The 18,735-nt window shown below is 70.7% G+C and carries 12 protein-coding genes; 5 read left to right on the top strand and 7 right to left on the bottom strand.

What is annotated here, in order from left to right; all coding sequences use genetic code 11:
- Positions 1-306 precede the first annotated feature (306 nt).
- The gene (locus I596_RS16415) at positions 307-1,308 is read left to right on the top strand and encodes a WD40/YVTN/BNR-like repeat-containing protein (protein ID WP_067650418.1); all 1,002 of its coding nucleotides are present in this window, start codon (positions 307-309) and stop codon (positions 1,306-1,308) included.
- A gap of 66 nt (positions 1,309-1,374) precedes the next feature.
- On the opposite strand, the gene I596_RS16410 is transcribed toward I596_RS16415, so the two are convergent.
- From I596_RS16410 to I596_RS16390, 5 genes are all read right to left on the bottom strand, one after another.
- On the bottom strand, positions 1,375-3,777 hold the full coding sequence (locus I596_RS16410) for a winged helix-turn-helix domain-containing protein (protein ID WP_067650416.1): 2,403 nt from the start codon (positions 3,775-3,777) through the stop codon (positions 1,375-1,377).
- A 76-nt stretch (positions 3,778-3,853) separates the two neighbouring features.
- Positions 3,854-4,717, bottom strand: a complete 864-nt coding sequence (locus I596_RS16405) for a glycosyltransferase family 2 protein (RefSeq protein ID WP_067650413.1) — start codon at positions 4,715-4,717, stop codon at positions 3,854-3,856.
- Between the two features lie 270 nt (positions 4,718-4,987).
- Positions 4,988-8,152 (bottom strand): efflux RND transporter permease subunit, encoded by a 3,165-nt coding sequence (locus I596_RS16400; protein ID WP_067650411.1) that lies wholly within the window; start codon positions 8,150-8,152, stop codon positions 4,988-4,990.
- A gap of 837 nt (positions 8,153-8,989) precedes the next feature.
- Positions 8,990-12,226, bottom strand: coding sequence for an efflux RND transporter permease subunit (locus I596_RS16395; RefSeq protein ID WP_067650409.1), 3,237 nt, complete (start codon positions 12,224-12,226; stop codon positions 8,990-8,992).
- 173 nt (positions 12,227-12,399) lie between these two features.
- Positions 12,400-13,587 carry an efflux RND transporter periplasmic adaptor subunit gene (locus I596_RS16390; RefSeq protein WP_067650407.1) on the bottom strand — a complete coding sequence of 396 codons (1,188 nt, stop codon included), beginning with the start codon at positions 13,585-13,587 and terminating at the stop codon, positions 12,400-12,402.
- Positions 13,588-14,020: 433 nt separating this feature from the next.
- On the opposite strand from I596_RS16390, the gene I596_RS16385 reads away from it, so the two are divergent.
- Positions 14,021-14,554, top strand: coding sequence for a gamma carbonic anhydrase family protein (locus I596_RS16385; protein WP_067650404.1), 534 nt, complete (start codon positions 14,021-14,023; stop codon positions 14,552-14,554).
- Between the two features lie 48 nt (positions 14,555-14,602).
- On the opposite strand, the gene I596_RS16380 is transcribed toward I596_RS16385, so the two are convergent.
- Both I596_RS16380 and phhA read right to left on the bottom strand, forming a co-directional pair.
- Positions 14,603-15,061, bottom strand: a complete 459-nt coding sequence (locus I596_RS16380) for a VOC family protein (RefSeq protein ID WP_067650402.1) — start codon at positions 15,059-15,061, stop codon at positions 14,603-14,605.
- Positions 15,062-15,078: 17 nt separating this feature from the next.
- Entirely contained in the window at positions 15,079-15,969 is an 891-nt protein-coding gene (phhA, locus tag I596_RS16375) for a phenylalanine 4-monooxygenase (RefSeq protein ID WP_067650399.1), read from the bottom strand.
- A gap of 126 nt (positions 15,970-16,095) precedes the next feature.
- Here phhA and I596_RS16370 point away from each other — a divergent pair, with 126 nt between their 5' ends.
- The 3 genes from I596_RS16370 (at position 16,096) to I596_RS16360 (ending at position 18,718) form a co-directional block, all read left to right on the top strand.
- Complete coding sequence (locus I596_RS16370) at positions 16,096-16,575, top strand: Lrp/AsnC family transcriptional regulator (RefSeq protein ID WP_067650397.1); 480 nt, start codon at positions 16,096-16,098, stop codon at positions 16,573-16,575.
- 66 nt (positions 16,576-16,641) lie between these two features.
- Entirely contained in the window at positions 16,642-18,351 is a 1,710-nt protein-coding gene (locus I596_RS16365; protein WP_067650395.1) for an alkaline phosphatase, read from the top strand.
- Positions 18,352-18,475: 124 nt separating this feature from the next.
- A complete protein-coding gene (locus I596_RS16360; protein WP_150132219.1) occupies positions 18,476-18,718 on the top strand; it encodes a PepSY domain-containing protein in 243 nt (80 codons plus the stop codon).
- Positions 18,719-18,735: the final 17 nt, after the last annotated feature.

Raw genomic sequence — 18,735 nt, 5'->3', positions numbered from 1 at the left:
GTGGGTACCGGAAAGGAGGGGGCGGCAGGGGCGACCGTTAACGGGCACTCGGCCGGCGATCGGCCAGCGGCCCCCGCTGGCCCGGAAAACACGCCGTGGAAGGGGCGTGGACGATTCGTGGAACGGCATAAGCACTTCGTAACGAGTCCGTGATGGCGTCGCTACGGCGCGGGTGGTCAGATGGATGCCCGGTCGCCGCCCCGGCACCGGCGTCCGGCTGCCTCCGGACTTCCGCCCGTCGCGGCCGGCATCTGGCCGGTGCATCCCTTGCGTCCGCGACCGGGCCCGCATACAGGATCCGCTCCCATGTTCGCCACACCTGCTGCTTCCAAGCCCCTCGTCCTGGCCCTGGTCCTGGCCGTGCCGACGGTCGCCACCGCCGCCGACTGGCTGCCGGCGTCCGGCACCGGCACCTGCTCGGCCACCGACGTGGATTTCTCCGACACGCGCCACGGCTTCGCGGCCGGCGCCTTCAACTGCGGCCTGGTCACCGACGACGGCGGCCTGACCTGGACCCCGATCCGGGTGGTGCCGCAACAGGGGCAGAGCCTGCTGTTCGCCCATGCTGCCGATGCCGACACGTTCTACGCGGCCCGCCAGAACCTGTACCGCAGCACCGACCGCGGCAAGACCTGGACCGAGCTGGCCGCGCTCGGCGCCGCCGGCGGCGGCAGCGTCTTCGACATCCATTTCGCGGATGCCGCGCACTGGGTCGCGGCCAAGGGCGGCCAGATCCACGTGACCGACGACGGCGGCGACAGCTGGACGCTGGCCTACCCGGGCGAGTTCAACATCAACTTCGACGAGTTGCACTTCCCCGACCCGCAGACCGGCTACGCCACCGGCGGCATCGTGCGCAGCTCCGGCGAACTCGGCACGGTGCTGCGCAGCGACGATGCCGGCGCCAGCTGGACGCTGCTGACCTTCCCGCACGGCAAGATCACCGCGGCGGACTTCATCGACGCGGACCACGGCATCGTCGCCACCCAGAGCCAGGGCCTGTTCGAGACTCTCGACGGCGCGCAGACCTGGACCTCCATTGCCGCCAGCCCGGACGTGACGCCGATCATCGACCTGGTCCATCGCGGTACGCATTGGTATGCGGCCACCTATGCCGGCTGCGTGCACGAGTCCTTCGACAACGCACGCACCTGGCAGGAAAGCTATTGCGATCCGGCCGAGCGGGCGCTGGCGGCGCTCAGCGCCCGTGGCGGCGCGATCGTGGCGGCCGGCAACGACGGCGTGGCGGTGTTCGAGGAACGCATCCTGCGCGACGGCTTCGAGGAGCCCCAGGCGCCCCGGTTCTGAGGACCGTGCGCACCACGGCGGCAACTCCGCGCCCGTCGGGCGCGGGTGGCCGCGCCGGTGCGCCGTTCAGCGGCCGCTGCCATCCGGCCCGGTGTCCGGAGGCGGCAGCGTGAACTCGATCGCGGCCAGTGCCTCGCGCGCGCGGCGCTCCAGGTCGGCGCGCCGCGCACGCGCACGTTCGGCGGCCGTGCCCTGGCCGTGCGCGGCGGACCACTCGGCGAACAGGCGCAGCACTTCGGCGTCGTTGTTCGCGTCCGGGTCGAAGCCGGCGGTGACCAGGGCGGCGACGGCCGGATCGCCGCCGGCGATCGCGATGCGCAGGGCGACGCGGTTGAACTCGTTGCGTTGCGGATCGTCCCGGTCCGGATCGTCGCGCTCGGCCTCGAGCGCCGCCAGCGCCGCCGCGCGCTCGCCGGCGGCGGCCGCGGCGAGTGCGTCGACCAGCCGCCCGGCGTGCAGAAAGACCGCCGGGTCGGTCTCGGTGGCGACCTGTGCCAGGTGGGTGCGGATCGCCGGCAGGGCCGCCGGTTCGGCGACGAACGCCGCGAGTGCCTGGTAGCGCAGCACCAGCGCGGCCAGTTGCGGGTCCTCGCGCGGGTCGACCAGCGGCCAGGCGGCCCGGTAGCCGGCCAGGCCGGCGGCCGCGTCGCCGCCGGCGCGCCGGCAGCGTGCATCGGCCGCGGTCGCCACCGCCTTCCAGTAGCGGTTGGACTGGTCGTGCAGCGCTGCCAGCACGGTTCCGGTGACCGCGCAGGCCTCGGCGTACAGGCCGGTCTCGGCCAGCACCCAGGCCATCTCGACGCCGCTGACCACCTGCGTGTGCAGCATCTGCGCCTCGCGTGCGCGCTGCCAGGCACGCACCAGCAGCGGCAGCGCCTCGAACGGCCGCTCCTGCCAGCTCAGCATGCGCCCCAGCAGGTAGGTCTGGCCGATGGCGGTGCGCTCGTCGCCGAGCGCCTCGGCGGCGGCCAGCGCGCGGTGCGCGGCCGCCTGCTGGGCCGGAAAGTCGCGCCGTGTCTCGGCGATCAGGCCCTCGGTGTGGGCCAGGTACGCCAGGCGCTGGCGCAGGCCGTAGCGCTCGATCAGTTCGCGGCCGCGCCGCAGGTCCTGCGCCGACTCCGGTGCGCGTTCGAGGATCGCCAGCGCCTGCGCCGCCATCAGGTGCAGCCGGGCGCGCACCTCCGGATCGGCGCCTTGCTCGGCCGGTCCGCGGGCGCGGTCGATCAGGGCCAGGGCGGCGCGCCGATCGCCGCGACGGAACTGGTTCTCGGCCAGTGCCAGCAGCGCGGCGGCCTGCAAGCTCGGCATCTCGTGCTGCGCGGCCGCCTCGGCCAGCCGCGCGAGGGTGGCGTCGCTGCGGGCGAGGTCGCGCGTATTGGCCTCCGCCTCGCCGAGGCGCAGCTGCGCCGGCAGGAAGTCCGGCGCGTTCTGCACGCACAGCGCGAAGTACGGCTTGGCGCGCGTCCAGTCGCCCTGGGCCGCCAGGTCCAGGCCGCGGGCGAAGGTCTGCGCGAAATAGTCCTCGCCGTGAGGTCCGGATTCCGGTCGCGCCGGCGGCGGCTGCAGCCCGAGCAGACGCAGGATGCGCGGTGCCGCGTTGACGCCGAGCGTGGCGACATCGGTCGCGCTGACCACCAGGCGGTCGCCGTGGGCCGCCGCGCCGCCGCCGTCCACCTGCAACGCCAGTTCGTAGAGGTTCTCGCCGATGCGGCGCAGGCGTCCGCCGACCACCACCGTCGCGCCGGTGGCGTGGCGCAGGCGGTCCTGCGGCGAGGCGTCGCCGACCGGTGCGAAGTTGGCCGCCCGTGCCGTCTGCAGCGCGTCGCCGACGTCCACCGCGCCGGTCTCGCCGATCAGGCTGCCGATCAGGCCCGGCAGGCCGTTGCGGACCCAGTCCAGGCTGGCGTCGCCGGTGGCGTTCTCGACCGGCAGCATCGCCAGGCGCAACGGCGGTGCCGGGGCCTGGCGCGACAGCAGCGCGAGCAGCGCCGCGACGGCGGCCGCCAGGACCAGGACACCGACGGCGGCGAGCCAGCGTGCGCGCCGTGCCGGGCGCCGCGCCGGCGCCGCGCCGGCGCTCGCCGTCGGCGCGGGTTCCGCCACGGGGACCGCGGGCTCCGCCGTCGCCGGTTCGGCCGCGAGGCATTCGGTGGGGGCCGCCCATTGCAGGCCGCGGCCGTAGACGGTGCGGATCGTCGCCTGGCGCTCGCCGTCGTCGTCGAACGCGCGCCGTGCCTTGTAGACCAGCTGGCTGAGCGCGGTATCGGTGACCGGTCGCCGGCCCCAGAGCGCCTCGGCCAGCGTGCGCTTGTCGAGCGCGCGGTCGCGGTTCTCGATCAGCATCACGATCAGGTCGAAGACCTTGGCTTCCAGCTCCAACGGCTCGCCGGCGCGCAGCAGGCGGCGTTCGGCGGGAATGATCGTGTAGTCGCCGCAACGGTACGCGGCAGGTGTCGCCTGGTGGGCCATCCGGTCTCCGGGGGTCCGCGCGCGGGTCGGCCGCGGACGCTCTAGGATACCCCGGCGCCGTCCGGTTGCAGGGACGTCAGGCCTCGCGTTCGAGGTCGTGCGCGACCAGCCAGTCCCGCGCCTCGCCGATCGAAGCCGGGTTGCGATGCATCTCGTAGAGCCGGAAGCGCCGGTAGACCGCCGCGTTGGCGCTCAGGTGCGCGCTGATGTAGCCGCGCGCGCCGTCCAGCACGGCCAGCCGCAGCAGGTATTCCTTGAGGAAGATGCCGAGGAAGATCAGCGGGCACAGCGCGATCGACGGCTGCCTGCCGGCGGCGTGGCGATCGGTGGCCTTGAGCTCGGCGTAGCAGGCCGACTTGAGCTGCTTGTGCAGCAGCGTGGGCGTGGTGCGGTGATGCAGCGGCGCGTCCAGCATCGCCACCGGGCCGCGCGCGCGCAGGGTCTCGTGCACGCGGGCGTCGGTCCAGCGCGCGCGCTCGCGGTGGTACAGCCGCAGCTTGCGCTCGCCGCGCAACGGCCGGTAGGCGCGCATCGGCGCCGCCATGAAGAGGCCGTGGCGGCGCAGCCCGGCGGCGGCGGCCGGGCCGGCCAGCAGCGCGGGCAGGCGTTCGCGGCACTCGGCCTCCAGTTCCGGCGAAAGGTACTCGTCGGCGTCGAGCATCAGCAGCCAGTCGTGCCGGGCGAACGCGGCCGCGGCATTGCGCTGCCGGCCGAAGCCGAGCCACGGCTGGTGGACGACACGTGCGCCGTGCGCGGTGGCGATGGCGACCGTCGCATCGGTGCTGCCGCAGTCCACGACCAGCTTCTCGCTGGCGAACGGCACGCTGTCCAGGCAGCGCGCGATGGTGTGCGCCTCGTTGTAGGTCAGCACGACGAGGCTGAGCGGCAGTATCGCCGGGGTGGATGCGACCGCGGCGGGATCGGACAGGAACGCGGTCATCGGGTCGTCGCCTCTTCCCGCAGCGGCGTGCGGTCACGAAGCGAGCCGGGCGATGCCGGCGATGGGCGGGAAGGGGACGGCATCATCACGTACGACTCTCGAGCGCCCGGCTGGGCGTGGCGGATCGTGCGCGGTCCCGATTAAACGATGTGCGAACGGCGGCGTGAAGAATCCGTGACAGTTCGCCTGAACGCCCGGCGCGGGCGCGACCCGTTTCCGGGCCGTGCACGCGCCGTCCGGGACGGCACGCGCGACGTCCGCCCGGCAGTCTCAGGCACCGGATGTCGGTGCAATGTCGGCCCGTGCCAGGCGCGCGGCACGCTTCGCTTCGCGAAGCGCCCGCTTCTCGGCCCGGCGCGTGCGGCGCCGCTCGGCCATCCGCGCGAACACCAGGTAGATCGCCGGCGTCGACAGCAGCGTCAGCGTCTGCGAGACCAGCAGGCCGCCGATCATCGCGATGCCGAGCGGCTGGCGCAGCTCCGAGCCGATGCCGAAGCCGATCGCCAGCGGCACCGCGCCGAGGATCGCGACCATCGAGGTCATCATGATCGGGCGGAAGCGCACCAGGCAGGCCTCGCGGATCGCCTCGATCGGCGGCTTGCCGTGGTCGCGCTCGGCGTGCAGCGCGAAGTCGATCATCATGATCGCGTTCTTCTTGACGATGCCGATCAGCAGCACGATCGCGATGATCGAGATCAGCGTCAGCTCGGTATTGGTCGCCAGCATTGCCAGCAGGCAGCCGACGCCGGCCGAGGGCAGGGTGGAGAGGATCGTCACCGGGTGGATCAGGCTCTCGTAGAGCATGCCGAGCACCAGGTAGACCGCGATCACCGCCGCGATCAGCAGCAGGCCCTGGCTGGACTGCTGCTGCTGGAAACGGCGCAGCTCGCCGCCGAACTCGCCCTGGATGCTGCCGGGCATGCGCAGGTTGCGCATCGTCTCCTGGATCAGCGGGATCACCTGGCCCATGGTCACGCCGTCGGCCATGTTGAAGGTGAGGTCGAACACCGGGAACTGGAAGTCGTGCTGGATCATCAGCGGCGCGCGGCCGGGTTCGAGCCGCGTCACGGCGGTCAGGGGCACCATCGCGCCGGTGTTGGCGCGCACGTAGAGGCGCTTGAGCGTATCCACGCCGGGGGATTCGCCGGTGATGGCGTTCAGCACGACGCGGTACTGGTTGAGGTCCGAATAGATCGTCGAGATCTGGCGCTGGCCGAACGCGTTGTAGAGCACGCTGGAGATCGCGCCGACCGACACGCCCAGGCGCGAGGCGGTGTCGCGGTCGATGACCAGGTTCTGCTCGATGCCGCCGTCGTCCAGCGCGGTGCCGACGTTGGTGATCTGCGGCAGCTTCTTCATCTCGGCGGCCAGGCGCGGCCCCCATTCGAGCAGTTCGGCGTAGTTGCTGCCCTTGATCGAGTAGCTGAACTGCGAATCGCCGCCGCGCGGGCCGCCGCCGCCGCCCAGGTCCTGCACCGGCCGCAGGCGCAGCTCGATGCCGGGCAGGTTCTCGGTCTTGCGGATCAGCCGGTTCATGACCTCGAACGTGGACTCGTCGCGGCCGTTGCCGAACGGCTTCAGGTTGATGAAGAACTGGCCGCGGTTGGAACTGGCGCCCGGACCGCCGCCGCCACCGACCGACGAGCCGACGCTGGCGACCGCCGGATCGGCCATCAGGATGCCGGCGACCTTGCGCTGCAGGCCGACCATCGCCTCGTAGGACACCGTGGCGCTGGCGACGGCGGTGCCGTTCATCATGCCGGTGTCCTGCTGCGGCACCATGCCGAACTTGAGGAACGTCGACAGCCAGATCGTGGCGATCACCAGCAGCAGCGGCTGCAGGCTCATGATGCGCGGATGGCGCAGCGACCAGTCCAGCGCGCGCTGGTAGCCGGAAAGCATGCCGGCGTGCATCGCGTCGATGCGCCGGCTCAGCCAGGAAGGCTTTTCCTCGCCGTGCGGCTGCAGGTAGCGGCCGCACAGCGCCGCCGTCAGCGTCAGCGAGACCACGGCCGACATCGCGATCGCCGCGGTGATCGTGACCGCGAACGAATGCAGGAACATGCCGATGAAGCCGCCCATGAACAGCAGCGGCACGAAGACCGCGATCAGCGAGGCGGTGATCGAGACGATCGTGAAGCCGATCTCCTTGGCGCCGTCCAGCGCGGCCTGCAGCCGCGACTTGCCCATGTCCAGGTGGCGCACGATGTTCTCGATGACGACGATCGCGTCGTCGACGACGAAGCCGATCGAGATGACCAGCGCCATCAGCGTCAGGTTGTCCAGTGTGAAGCCGAACGCGTACATCACGATGAACGCACCGGCCAGCGACAGCGGCACCGACAGGCCGGCGATCACGGTCGGGGCGACGCGGCGCAGGAACAGCAGCATCGTCATGATGACCAGCGCCAGGCTGATCAGCAGCGTGATCTGCACCTCCATGACCGAGGCGCGGATCGTCGCGGTGCGGTCGTTGAACGGCGTCAGCTCCACGCCTTCCGGCAGCCAGCTGCGCATCAGCGGCAGCTCGTCGTAGATCTTGTCGACGGTCTCGATGACGTTGGCGTCGGCCTGCTTGCTGATGACCATCAGGATCGCGCGCTGGCCGTTGAACCAGGCCGCCTGGTTTTTGTTCTCCTGGCCGTCGCCGACGGTGGCGATGTCGCGCAGCCGGATCGGGATGCCGTTGCGCACGGCCACGACGATGTCGGCGAACTGCGCGCCGGTCTTCAGCGCGTCGTTGGCGGCGATCGTCATCGTCGTGCGGCCGTCGCTCAGGAAGCCCTGCGGCGAGGTCACGTTGGCAGCGGCGATCGCGTTGCGCACCTGGTCGGCCGACAGCCCCATCGAGCTCAGCTTGCGCAGGTCCACGTCCACGCGCACGGCCGGTGTCGCGCCGCCGGTGATGTTGACGTCGGCGACGCCGGCCACCTGGCGCACCCGCTGGGCCAGCAGCGAGTCGGCCATGTTGTACAGGTCCGCCGTGGTGCGGGTCTTGGAGGTCAGCGCCAGCAGCAGCACCGGGTCGTTGTTGGGGTTGGCCTTGCGGTAGATCGGCGCGGTGCGCAGGCCCGACGGCAGGTCGGCCATCGAGGCGTTGATCGCCGCCTGCACGTCGCGGGCGGCGGCGTCGATGTTCTTGTCGAGCGAGAAGAACAGGATGACCACGGCCGAGCCCTGCCGGCTGGTCGAACTCATCTGGTCGACGCCCGACACGCGGCCCATGTGCCGCTCCAGCGGTGCCGCCACGGTCGAGGCCATGTTCTCGGCATCCGCGCCGGGCTGGTTGGCGACGACGAAGATCACCGGGAACTCGACGTTCGGCAGGGCCGCGACGCCGAGCTGGAAGTAGGCGATCAGGCCACCGACGAGGACGCCGAGGGCGAGCAGGATCGTGCCGATGGGGCGTTTGATGAAGGGGGCGGCGATGTTCATAGGGAGATTATGTACGCCGTGCTTGCCGTCACTGCCGTTGCAGGGCGTGCTTTGCTGGTGGTGACGTGCATGCCGTCCTTGGCTTTTTCCGCTCGCCTCCGGGGCGAGCGGGTCACTTTTCTTTGGGTGGCCAAAGAAAAGTAACCAAAAGAAAGGCCACCCGGCGCACGCGCCCTCCGCACAGTCCCTGTGCTGCGGGTCCGCGGGATGGCTACGGGGTTGGCCGACAGGCCATCCCTGGCCTGACGGCCAACGGGCCGGCATCGTGCCGGCCCCCCTGCGGGCTGATCCTGCGCCATCCCGCCGCGCGCGACGGGACCCGAAGAAGCGCGCATCCTGCGCGCCGAAGCCGAAGCCGAAGCCGAAGCCGAAGCGTGTTGCGTGACAGGTGGCGCCGAGCTTGCGCTTTGCTCTGGCTTGCGCGCGCAGGAAGCGCGCTGATGGGGCCCCTGTGCCGCGGCAGGTTCACGGAGAAAGGCCCGAAGGGGGGCCGGCACGATGCCGGCCCGTTCGCTGTGGGCACAGGGATGTGCCGTCAGCGAACCCCGGAGTGAACCTGTGCAGTCGGAGGGCAGGATGCCCGGAGACCGTGGCACCGGGGTGCCCTTCTCTTTGGTTACTTTCTCTTGGGCACGCAAGAGAAAGTGACCCGCTCGCCCGGGAGGCGAGCGGAAAAAGGCAGGGATGCCGCCCCCCGAGCGCAGCGAGTCAAATACCTATCAGTACGACCGCTATCCACGACACCAAGCGTCGGATCGTAGGCAAGCGAAAAAAGACGCGCCATCCGCGTGCGAAGCATTGGTATGCAGCCGGTGACTGGCGAGGCGAAGCCGGCGATCACGCCATCCTCCCCGCGTGTGCGAGGTCGCGCCGCTCGCGCCGTGCCTTGAGCCAGTCCGACACCCGTTCCATGTACAGGTACAGCACCGGCGTCGTGTACAGCGTGATCAGCTGCGACAGCAGCAGGCCGCCGACGATCGACACGCCCAGCGGCCGGCGCAACTCCGAGCCGATGCCGGTGCCGAGCGCCAGCGGCAGCGCGCCGAACAGCGCGGCCGCGGTGGTCATCAGGATCGGCCGGAAGCGCAGCAGCGCGGCGCGGCGGATCGCGGCCTGGGCGCCGGCACCGGCGCGCTGCGCATCGATCGCGAAGTCGATCATCATGATCGCGTTCTTCTTGACGATGCCGATCAGCAGGATGATGCCGACGATGCCGTCGATCGACAGGCTGAAGCCGCACAGCGTCAGCGCGAGCAGGGCGCCGACGCCGGCCGGCGGCAGGGTCGAGATGATCGTGATCGGATGGATGTAGCTCTCGTACAGCACGCCCAGCACGATGTAGATGACGATCAGCGAGGCGAGGATCAGCAGCACCTCGTCGGTCATCGAGGCGGAGAACTCGGCCGCCTTGCCGATGAAGTTGCCGCGTACCTGCGGCGGCATCTGGATCGAGGCCTCGACCTCCTCGATCGCGCGCACCGCCTGCGACAGCGAGTACCCCGGGGCGAGGTTGAACGAGATCGTCACGGCCGGCAGCTGGTTCTGGTGGCTGATGACCAGCGGCGCGTTGACGACCTTGGCGTCGACCAGCGAGGCCATCGGGATCGTGCCGCCGCTGCCGAGGTTGATGCCGGTATTGCCCTGCGCGCCGATGCCGCTCGGCGTGGCCGAGTTGCTCGACGTGACCTGGCCGAGCGTGGTCGCGTTGGAGCCGATCAGCGCGCCGTTGCCGCTGCCGCGTACGCCCAGGCGGTTGAGCAGGTCCGCGCTGGTGCGGAACTTCGGATCGACCTCGAGCACGACGCGGTACTGGTTGAGCTGCGTGAAGATGGTGGAGATCTGGCGCTGGCCGAAGGCCGAGTACAGCGTGTCGTCGATGGTCTGGATCGGCACGCCGAGGCGGCTGGTCTGGTCGCGGTCGATCGTCAGCTGCAGCTGCAGGCCGGCGGCGGCGAGGTTGTTGTCGACGTCGGCCAGCTCCGGCCGCTTCTGCAGGGCGGCGGTCATCTTCTCGGCGAACGTGTGCAGCTCGTCGACGTTGACGTCGGTCAGCGCGTACTGGTACTCGGTCGGCGCGATGCGGTTGTCGAGCGCGATGTCCTGCACCGGCTTCAGGTATAGCGCCACGCCGGGAATCGCGTCGACCGCGTCCTGCAGGCGTGGCAGGATCTGCGCCAGGCTGCCGCGCTCCGAGCGCGGCTTGAGCACGATGTTGAGCTGGCCCTGGTTGAGCGTCGGGTTGATCGAGCCGGCGCCGATGAACGCGGCGACGCCGCTGACGGCCGGGTCGGCGCGCAGGGCCTCGGCGACGCGCTGGGTGCGGTCGAGCATCGCCGGGAACGCGATCGACTCGTCGGCCTGGACCACGCCGGTGATCATGCCGGTGTCCTGGTCCGGCAGCAGGCCCTTGGGCATCATGACGAACAGCAGCACCGTCAGCGCGACGGTGGCGGTGAGTACCAGCATCGTCAGCGGCTGGTGCGCGAACACCCAGTCCAGGCTGTTGGCGTAGCCGTTGACCAGGCGGTCCCACCAGCTGCGCTTGCGGTCGTGCTGGACGGCGTGGTCGCCTTCGGCTTCCTCCTTGGGCGCGTTCTCGCGGCGCAGCAGGTAGGCGCACATCATCGGCGTCAGCGTCAGCGAGACGATCATCGACAGGCCGACCGCGATCGACAGCACGACCGCGAATTCCTTGAACAGGCGGCCGGTCACGCCCGGCATCAGCAGCAGCGGCAGGAACACCGCGATCAGCGAGACCGTCAGCGACAGCACGGTGAAGCCGATCTCGCGGGCGCCTTCCTCGGCGGCTTCCTTCGGCTCGCGCCCCTTTTCCAGGTAGCGCACGATGTTCTCGATCATGACGATCGCGTCGTCGACGACGAAGCCGGTGGCCACCGTCAGCGCCATCAGCGAGAGGTTGTCGAGCGAGAAGCTCGCGAAGGCCATGACCGCGAACGTGCCCATGATCGACAGCGGCACGGCGACGCTGGGGATCACGGTGGCCCAGAGCCGGCGCAGGAACACGAAGATCACCGCGATGACGAGGAAGATCGTCAGCATCAGCGTGAATTCCACGTCCTCCACCGAGGCGCGGATCGTCACCGTGCGGTCGGCGAACACGTCCAGGTGCACGTTGGCCGGCAGGACGGCGCGCAGCTCGGGCAGCATCGCCTTGATCGCGTCGACGGTCTGCACGATGTTGGCGCCGGGCTGGCGGCGGACATCCAGCAGCACGGCCGGCTTGCCGTTGGCCCAGGCGGCGAGCTGGTCATTCTCGACGCCGTCGACGACGTTGGCGATGTCGCCCAGGCGCACCGGCGCTTCGCCCTTGTAGCTGATGATGACGCTGCGGTACTCGTCGGCGTCGGAGATCTGGTCGTTGGCGCCGATCGTGAACGACTGGGCGGCGCCGTCGATCGTGCCCTTGGGGCCGTTGACGTTGGCCTGGGTCAGCGCCGAGCGCACGTCCTCGATGGTCAGGCCCTGGTTGGCGAGCGCCGCCGGATCGACCTGGATGCGCACGGCCGGCCGCACGTTGCCGGCGATGCTGACGAGGCCGACGCCGGCGACCTGCGAAAGCTTCTGCGCGAGGATCGAGTCGGCGTAGTTGTTGACCTCGCGCAGCGGCAGCGCGTCGGAGTTCATGACCAGGGTCAGGATCGGCGCGTCGGCCGGGTTGACCTTGTTGTAGACCGGCGGGTAGGGCAGGTTGTTGGGCAGGGTGCCGCGCGCCGCGTTGATCGCCGACTGCACGTCCTGCGCCGCCGCGTCGATGTCGCGGTTCATGTTGAACGTCAGCAGGATCGTCGACAGGCCGGCCGACGAATCGGACGTCATCATCGACAGGCCCGAGATCTGGCCGAACTGGCGTTCCAGCGGCGTCGTCACGAGCGCCGCCATCGTCGTCGGGCTGGCGCCCGGGTACTGGGTGGTGACCTGGATCGACGGAGCGTCGATGTCGGGCAGCGCCGAGACCGGCAGCTGGCGATAGCCCATGAAGCCGAGCAGCAGCAGGCCGGCCATCAGCAGCGAGGTGGCGACCGGTCGTCGGATGAAGAGGGTGGAGAAGCCCACGGCGTCAGGATTCCTGGAGGCGTCGCGCCCGCGAGACGGGCGGCGGCGGGAGTAGGGGCGTCAGGCCGGCCGCAGCCGGCGTCGAAACACGGTGTCGCAGGCCCGGTGCGCAGGCGCTGCCATTGCCGGAAGGGCAGGCGGCCGCCGCGAGTGCACCGGGTGGCATGGCGGCGTCAGCCGGCCCGCCGGCGCGCGGTCTTGGCCTCGCCCTCGGCCGGCGGCGCGCTGGGCGGCGCGACCTCGCCGGGCGCGAGCGGCTTGACCTTGCCGCCGACCTTGAGCCGGAACTGGCCCTCGGTGACGACGCGGTCGCCGAGCGCCAGCCCGCCGGAGACCAGCACCAGGCCGCCGTCGACCGTGCCGGCGGTCGTGACCGGCTGCATCTTGACGGTGTCGTCGCCCTGCACGATCCAGGCGTACTCGCCTTCCGGCCCCTGCTGGACGCCGGTGGCCGGCACCACGGTGCCGTCCTTCACGATGCGGACCTGCAGGCGGATGTTGACGAACTCGCCGGGCCAGAGCCGGCCGTCGGCGTTCGGGAACTCGGCCTTGAGCTTGAACGTGGCGGTCGAGGTGTCGATCGTGTTGTCGATCACCATCAGCTCGCCCTCGGCGATCGGCGTGGCGTCGGTGCGCGAAAGCGCCAGCACCTTGAGCGGCACGGCGTCGGCCTCGCGCACCTTGGCCATGTCCTGCTGCGGCAGGTTGAAGACGACGTTGAGCGGCCGGGTCTGCGTCAGCACGACGATCGCGGTGGCGTTGGCCTGGACCAGGTTGCCGACGTCGACCTGGCGGATGCCGGCGAGGCCGTCGATCGGCGCGGTGATGCGCGTGTAGCTGAGCTGGGCGCGCGCGCTGGCGATCGCCGCCTCGTCCGAGGCGACCTGCGCCTCCTGCTGGCGGACGGTCTGGCGCTGGTTTTCCAGGTCCTGGGCGGAGACGAACTTCTGCCCGCTCAGTTCGTCGTAGCGCTTGAGCGTGCTGCGCGAGGCGGCCAGTTGCGCCTCGTGCTGCTTCTTGTTGGCGATCGCCTGGTCGAGGGCCGCCTGGTAGGTGCGCGGGTCGATCTGTGCGATCAGGTCGCCCTTCTTGACCTCCTGGCCTTCACGGAAATGGATCGCCATCAGCTGGCCGCCGACCTGGGCGCTGACGGTGACGGTATTGAGCGCCTGCACGGTGCCCAGCGCGGTCAGGAACAGCGGGACGTCCTGCGCGGATGCCGGTACGACGGTGACCGGGATCGGTCCCTCCTCGCGGTCAGGGCCCCCTTTCGGGGTCTTGGGGGCGCCGGCGGCGCGCCAGACGAGCGCGCCAACGACGATCACCGCCACGGCGGCGAGGAGGAGCTTGCTGCGGGACATGCGTGTTCCTAGGTTCCTGGCTTGGGCTGGGAGAGGGCGGGGCATCCCTCCTCCGGGTCGGGTATTCCTCCCGCCGGTCGCGCTATTGTCCCGGCGCGGCGTACGGCCTGCATCGGCCGAGCGTCATGGCCGTGCAGCCAGTCAGCCGGCCGTCAGGAAACTCGGCGGGGCGCGGAGTGTGGGTCAAGTCGATGGCGAAAGTTGCAGGCCGGGCAGGTCTTTACGTGAATTTTCCAGCGGCCCGGCGGCCCCCGGGGCGTATCGGTCCGGCTGGTGCGTCCTTTCGGCGCGGGCCGGCTGGACGGGGGCGGCGTGCAAGCTGTGCACTGGATCGCCGCACGCGACTGTGCCGGACGGCACACTCCACCCGGTCCGGTTGGCACACGGGCTGCTTCCCTTTTTTCCGCGTACTCATGTCGACAGGAAACCCTTGATGAATATCCGCCCGTTCCTCGGCGTCGCGCCGCGCCTGGCCGCCACCGTCTACATCGACCCCGCCGCGACGGTCATCGGCAACGTGGAGCTGGACGAGGATGCCTCCCTGTGGCCGGGGGCGGTGGCGCGCGGCGACGTGCACGCGATCCGCATCGGCGCGCGGACCAACATCCAGGACTGCGCCGTGCTGCACGTGACGCACGACGGCCAGTACACGCTCGGCGGCTTCCCGCTGTCGATCGGCGCGGACGTGACGATCGGGCACGGCGCGGTGGTCCACGCCTGCACGATCCAGAGCGCCGTGCTGATCGGCATGAACGCGACGATCCTCGACGGCGTCCTGGTCAAGAAGCACAGCATGGTCGGCGCCGGCGCCGTCGTCACGCCGGGCAAGGTCGTCGGGGAGGGCGAGCTGTGGCACGGCAACCCGGCCCGCTTCGTGCGCCGGCTCAACGACAGCGAGATCGAGCACCTGTACTACTCGGCCAAGCACTACGTGCGGCTCAAGAACCAGTACCAGGGCAAGCTCTGAGGGGTACCGCCGTCGCCATGCACCGTTCCGGTGCCGGCAGGCCGGCCGTCAGCGGGCAGGGTCTTCCAGGGCGATCGCGTCGTAGCCGCGATCGCTGAATGCGATCAGGCACAGGCCGTGGCCGAACGGGTCGGCGAGCTGGGCGATGCGGCCCCAGGCGGCGGGGCGGATCGCGCCCTCGCGCACGGCGCCGGCGGCTTCGGCCCGGGCCACCGCCGCTTCGAGGTCGGCGACGACGAAATCCAGGTGCACCGGCGTCCAGTGCCGCCCGTAGTCGCGCCGGTGGTCGGCCGCGGCGACGCCGCCGGGCGGCTGCAGCAGCAGGTAGACCGGCGCGTCGGCGCCGAGCAGTTCGACCGCGCCGCCGCCGAGCCGCCGGCCGGGCCGCAGGTCCAGCGCCGCGCAGTAGAACGCCTCGGCGCGCGCCAGGTCGGGCACGTCGATATTGACCAGCAGCGCGGGACGCACCGGTCGCGCGGCGGACTGTCCGGCGTCGCTTCCTGACATTCGGTGTCGCCGCCGCGTCAGACGTCGCCGTCCTGGAGCCAGCCTTCGCCGGTGCCGCGCTGCAGGACGCGGTCGGACGGCAGCAGGTCGCCGGCCGGGATCGAGGGCTGGTCGGCCAGATGCGCATAGATCGGCGTGAAGTCCGGCCGCGTGGCCTCCATCAGCTGCTCGAAGCTGTCGATGACGTGGTAGGTCTTCTGGTAGGTGTCGATCCGGTAGCGCGTGCGCATGATCCGCTCCAGGTCGAAGCCGATCCGGTTGGGCGCCGCCGATTCCAGCGAATGGATCGACTCGCCCTTGGACGAGACGATGCCGGCACCGTAGATGCGCAAGCCGTCGTCCTGGCGGATCAGGCCGAACTCCACCGTGTACCAGTACAGCCGCGTGAGGTTGACCAGCGCCTCGGCACCGATGCCGTGCGCCTTCACGCCGCCCTTGCCGTAGGCCTCCATGTAGTCGGCGAACACCGGATTGAGCAGCAGCGGCACGTGGCCGAACAGGTCGTGGAACAGGTCCGGCTCGGCGATGTAGTCGATCTGCTCCGGGCGGCGGATCCACCAGGTCACCGGAAAGCGCCGGTTGGCCAGGTGGTCGAAGAAGGTCAGCTCGGGCAGCAGGCCCTCCACGCCCACCAGCTGCCAGCCGGTCGTGCGCGCGAGGACCTCGTTGAGGTCGTCGAAGCGCGGGATCGCGTCCGGCGACATGTGGAAGCGCTCCTGGTTCTCGATGAACTCGCGGCAGGCGCGGCCCTTGAGGATCTCGCGCTGGCGCCGGAACAGCGTCGCCCAGGTCTGGTGGTCGGCCGGGGCGTAGCTCGCCCACGGCTGCTCGACGATCTCGGTGGTGTAGACCGGTACGTAGCCCTTGTCGGTCTGCAGGCTCTCGACGCGGCGGGGGGCTTGGCTCATGGGGCGGCTCCGGTCGATGGACGGGACCATCGTATCCGGGATGGCGCGCAAGGAGCTTGCGATGTTGCGGCTCCCGCGGCAGCAGGAGCAATATTATTGCGTTTAGACACAAGAGCGAGCAAAGAAATGCATGGCCCCATCGCGCTCGACCGCACCGACCTGCGCCTGCTCGCCCTGCTGCAGCGGGAAGGGCGCGCCACCAACAGCGACCTGGCCGCGCGCATCAACCTCTCGGCCTCGGCCTGCCTGCGCCGGATCCAGCGCCTGGAGAGTGCGGGGGTCATCACCGGCTACGGCGCGTGGATCGATCCCAAGACGGTGGGGCTCGGGCTCCAGGCCTTCGTGCGCGTGCAGTTGGAGAAGCACGGGCCGAGCGCGATCGACCGCTTCGTCGAGCGGGTCAACGGCTGGGACGAGGTGGTCGCCTGCCACGCACTGACCGGCGACATGGACTACCTGCTGCACGTCGTGGTCGGCGACCTGGAGCATTTCTCGCGCTTCCTGCTCGACAAGCTGCTCAACGCGGCCGGCGTCGCCGACGTCAACTCCAGCTTCGTGCTGCGCACGGTCAAGCAGACGCGCGAGCTGCCGCTCGATCCGGCCTGAGCGGCGGTGGGGAACGTCGCCGCGCGTCGGTCATAATCGCGCGCTGGTTTCGATGGGAATCCAGACGTGGAAAATGCAATACGGATCGGCGCGGTCGCGGCCGTCGCCGCGTTGGGACTGGCGGGCTGCCTGGGCACCCGGCCACCGGCCCGCGCGCAGGCCGCCGCGATCGAGGTGCCGGCCATCGCACGGCCGGGCGGCGAGACGCCGGAGTGGTGGTTCCGCGCGGGTGCCGCCGCTGCACAGCGGGCCCGTGCCGGTACGGCCGGGCAGGCCCGCAACCTCATCGTGTTCCTCGGCGACGGCATGAGCATCGGCACGATCGCCGCGGCGCGCATCCTCGAAGGCCAGCGCCGCGGCGATTCGGGCGAGGAGAACCGCCTGAGCTTCGAGGACTTCCCGTACACGGCGCTCAGCCGCACCTACGAGACCGACCAGCAGACGCCCGATTCGGCCGGCACGATGTCGGCGATCATGACCGGCGTGAAGACCCGTGCCGGTGTGATCGGCGTCACCCAGCGCGTGCCGCGCGGCGACTGCGCGGCGCTGGCCGGCAACGAGGCCGCGTCGCTGCTGGAGCTGGCAGCGGCCGCCGGCATGGCGACCGGCATCGTCACCACGGCGCGCCTGACCCATGCCACGCCGGCGGCGACCTACGGGCACCAGCCCGACCGCCACTGGGAGCATGACGGCGCGATGCCCGCGTCCGCGCACGCGCAGGGATGCATCGACCTGGCCCGGCAGTTCGTCGCGTTCCCGTTCCCGCTCGACCTCGCGCTCGGCGGCGGCCGCGCGCGCTTCCTGCCGGCCACGCAGCCGGATCCGGAGCGTCCCGGCACCACCGGCCTGCGCCGGGACGGCCGCGACCTGGTCGCCGAATGGCTGCGCCGTCCGGGCGCCGTGTACGTATGGAACGCCGACCAGCTCGCGGCGATCGATCCGGCCGCGGCCGGACCCGTGCTCGGCCTGTTCGAGCCCGGGCACATGAACTACCAGCACCAGCGCGCGCGCGATGCCGGCGGCGAGCCCGGCCTGGCGGAGATGACGCGCGTGGCGATCGAACGGCTCGCGCGCAAACCGCACGGTTATTTCCTGATGGTCGAGGCCGGACGCATCGACCATGCCCACCATGCCGGCAACGCCTTTCGCGCACTGGACGAGACGATCGCGCTGTCGGACGCCGTGCGCACCGCGGTCGCGATGACCGACGCGGCCGACACCCTGATCCTCGTCACCGCCGACCACGCGCACACGATGAGCTTCGTCGGCTATCCGGTGCGCGGCAATCCGATCCTGGGCCTGGTGCGCGGGGTGGCCCACGAGGACGACAACGAGTCAGGCCCGGTACTCGATCTGCTCGGCCGGCCGTACACGACGCTCGGTTACGCCAACGGGCCCGGCTACGCCGGCGCCAGTCAGGCGCAGGGCGCCGGCGCCAAGCGCTTCCCGCACGCGCCGCGGACGGTCGAGCCGGCCGTGGGGCGGCCGGACCTCGCCGCGATCGACACCACCGATCCGGACTACCTGCAGGAGGCGCTGCTGCCGCTGGCGTCCGAGTCGCACAGCGGCGAGGACGTGGCCGTGTTCGCGCGCGGGCCCGGCGCCGAGGCGGTGCGTGGCTCGCTCGAGCAGAACGTGCTGTTCCACCTGCTGGCGCAGGCGAGCGAGCCGATCCGCCGGACGCTGTGCCGGATCGGCAGCTGCACGGCGCAGGGCGTGCCGGTGCACCTGCCCGACCGCCGCCGCCTGCTGCCGGTGACCCGTGGCGAGCGCTGAGCGTGCGTGCGGCCCGTGCCCGCGAGCGGCGGGAGGGTTCAGCAGCAATTCAATCCGGGCTGTCGAGACTGTCGCTCCGCAACCAGCCTTGCGCCTGGTTGCGGGCGCCTTCAAGATGAAGTCCATGTCCCTCTCCCGCTGGTTGTTGTCGCTGGTCCTCCTGCCGGTTGCGGTCGGGTTCGCGTCTTCGCCTGTCGGCGCACGCGAGATCACCGTGCAGGAAGCCGTGGACCAGGTACAGCGCGAGACCGACGGCAAGGTACTGTCCGTGCAGACGATGGAACGCAACAAGCGCAAGATCTACCACATCAAGGTGTTGACCCGGGACGGCCAGGTGAAGGTGTTCCAGATCCGCGCCAACCAATAGGACACTAAGGAGATCCA

The sequence above is a fragment of the Dokdonella koreensis DS-123 genome, assembly GCF_001632775.1.
GTDB classification, from domain to species: Bacteria; Pseudomonadota; Gammaproteobacteria; order Xanthomonadales; family Rhodanobacteraceae; genus Dokdonella; species Dokdonella koreensis.
Note: the sequence above shows the minus strand (reverse complement) of the source record. Positions and strands in the feature narration are given on the sequence as shown.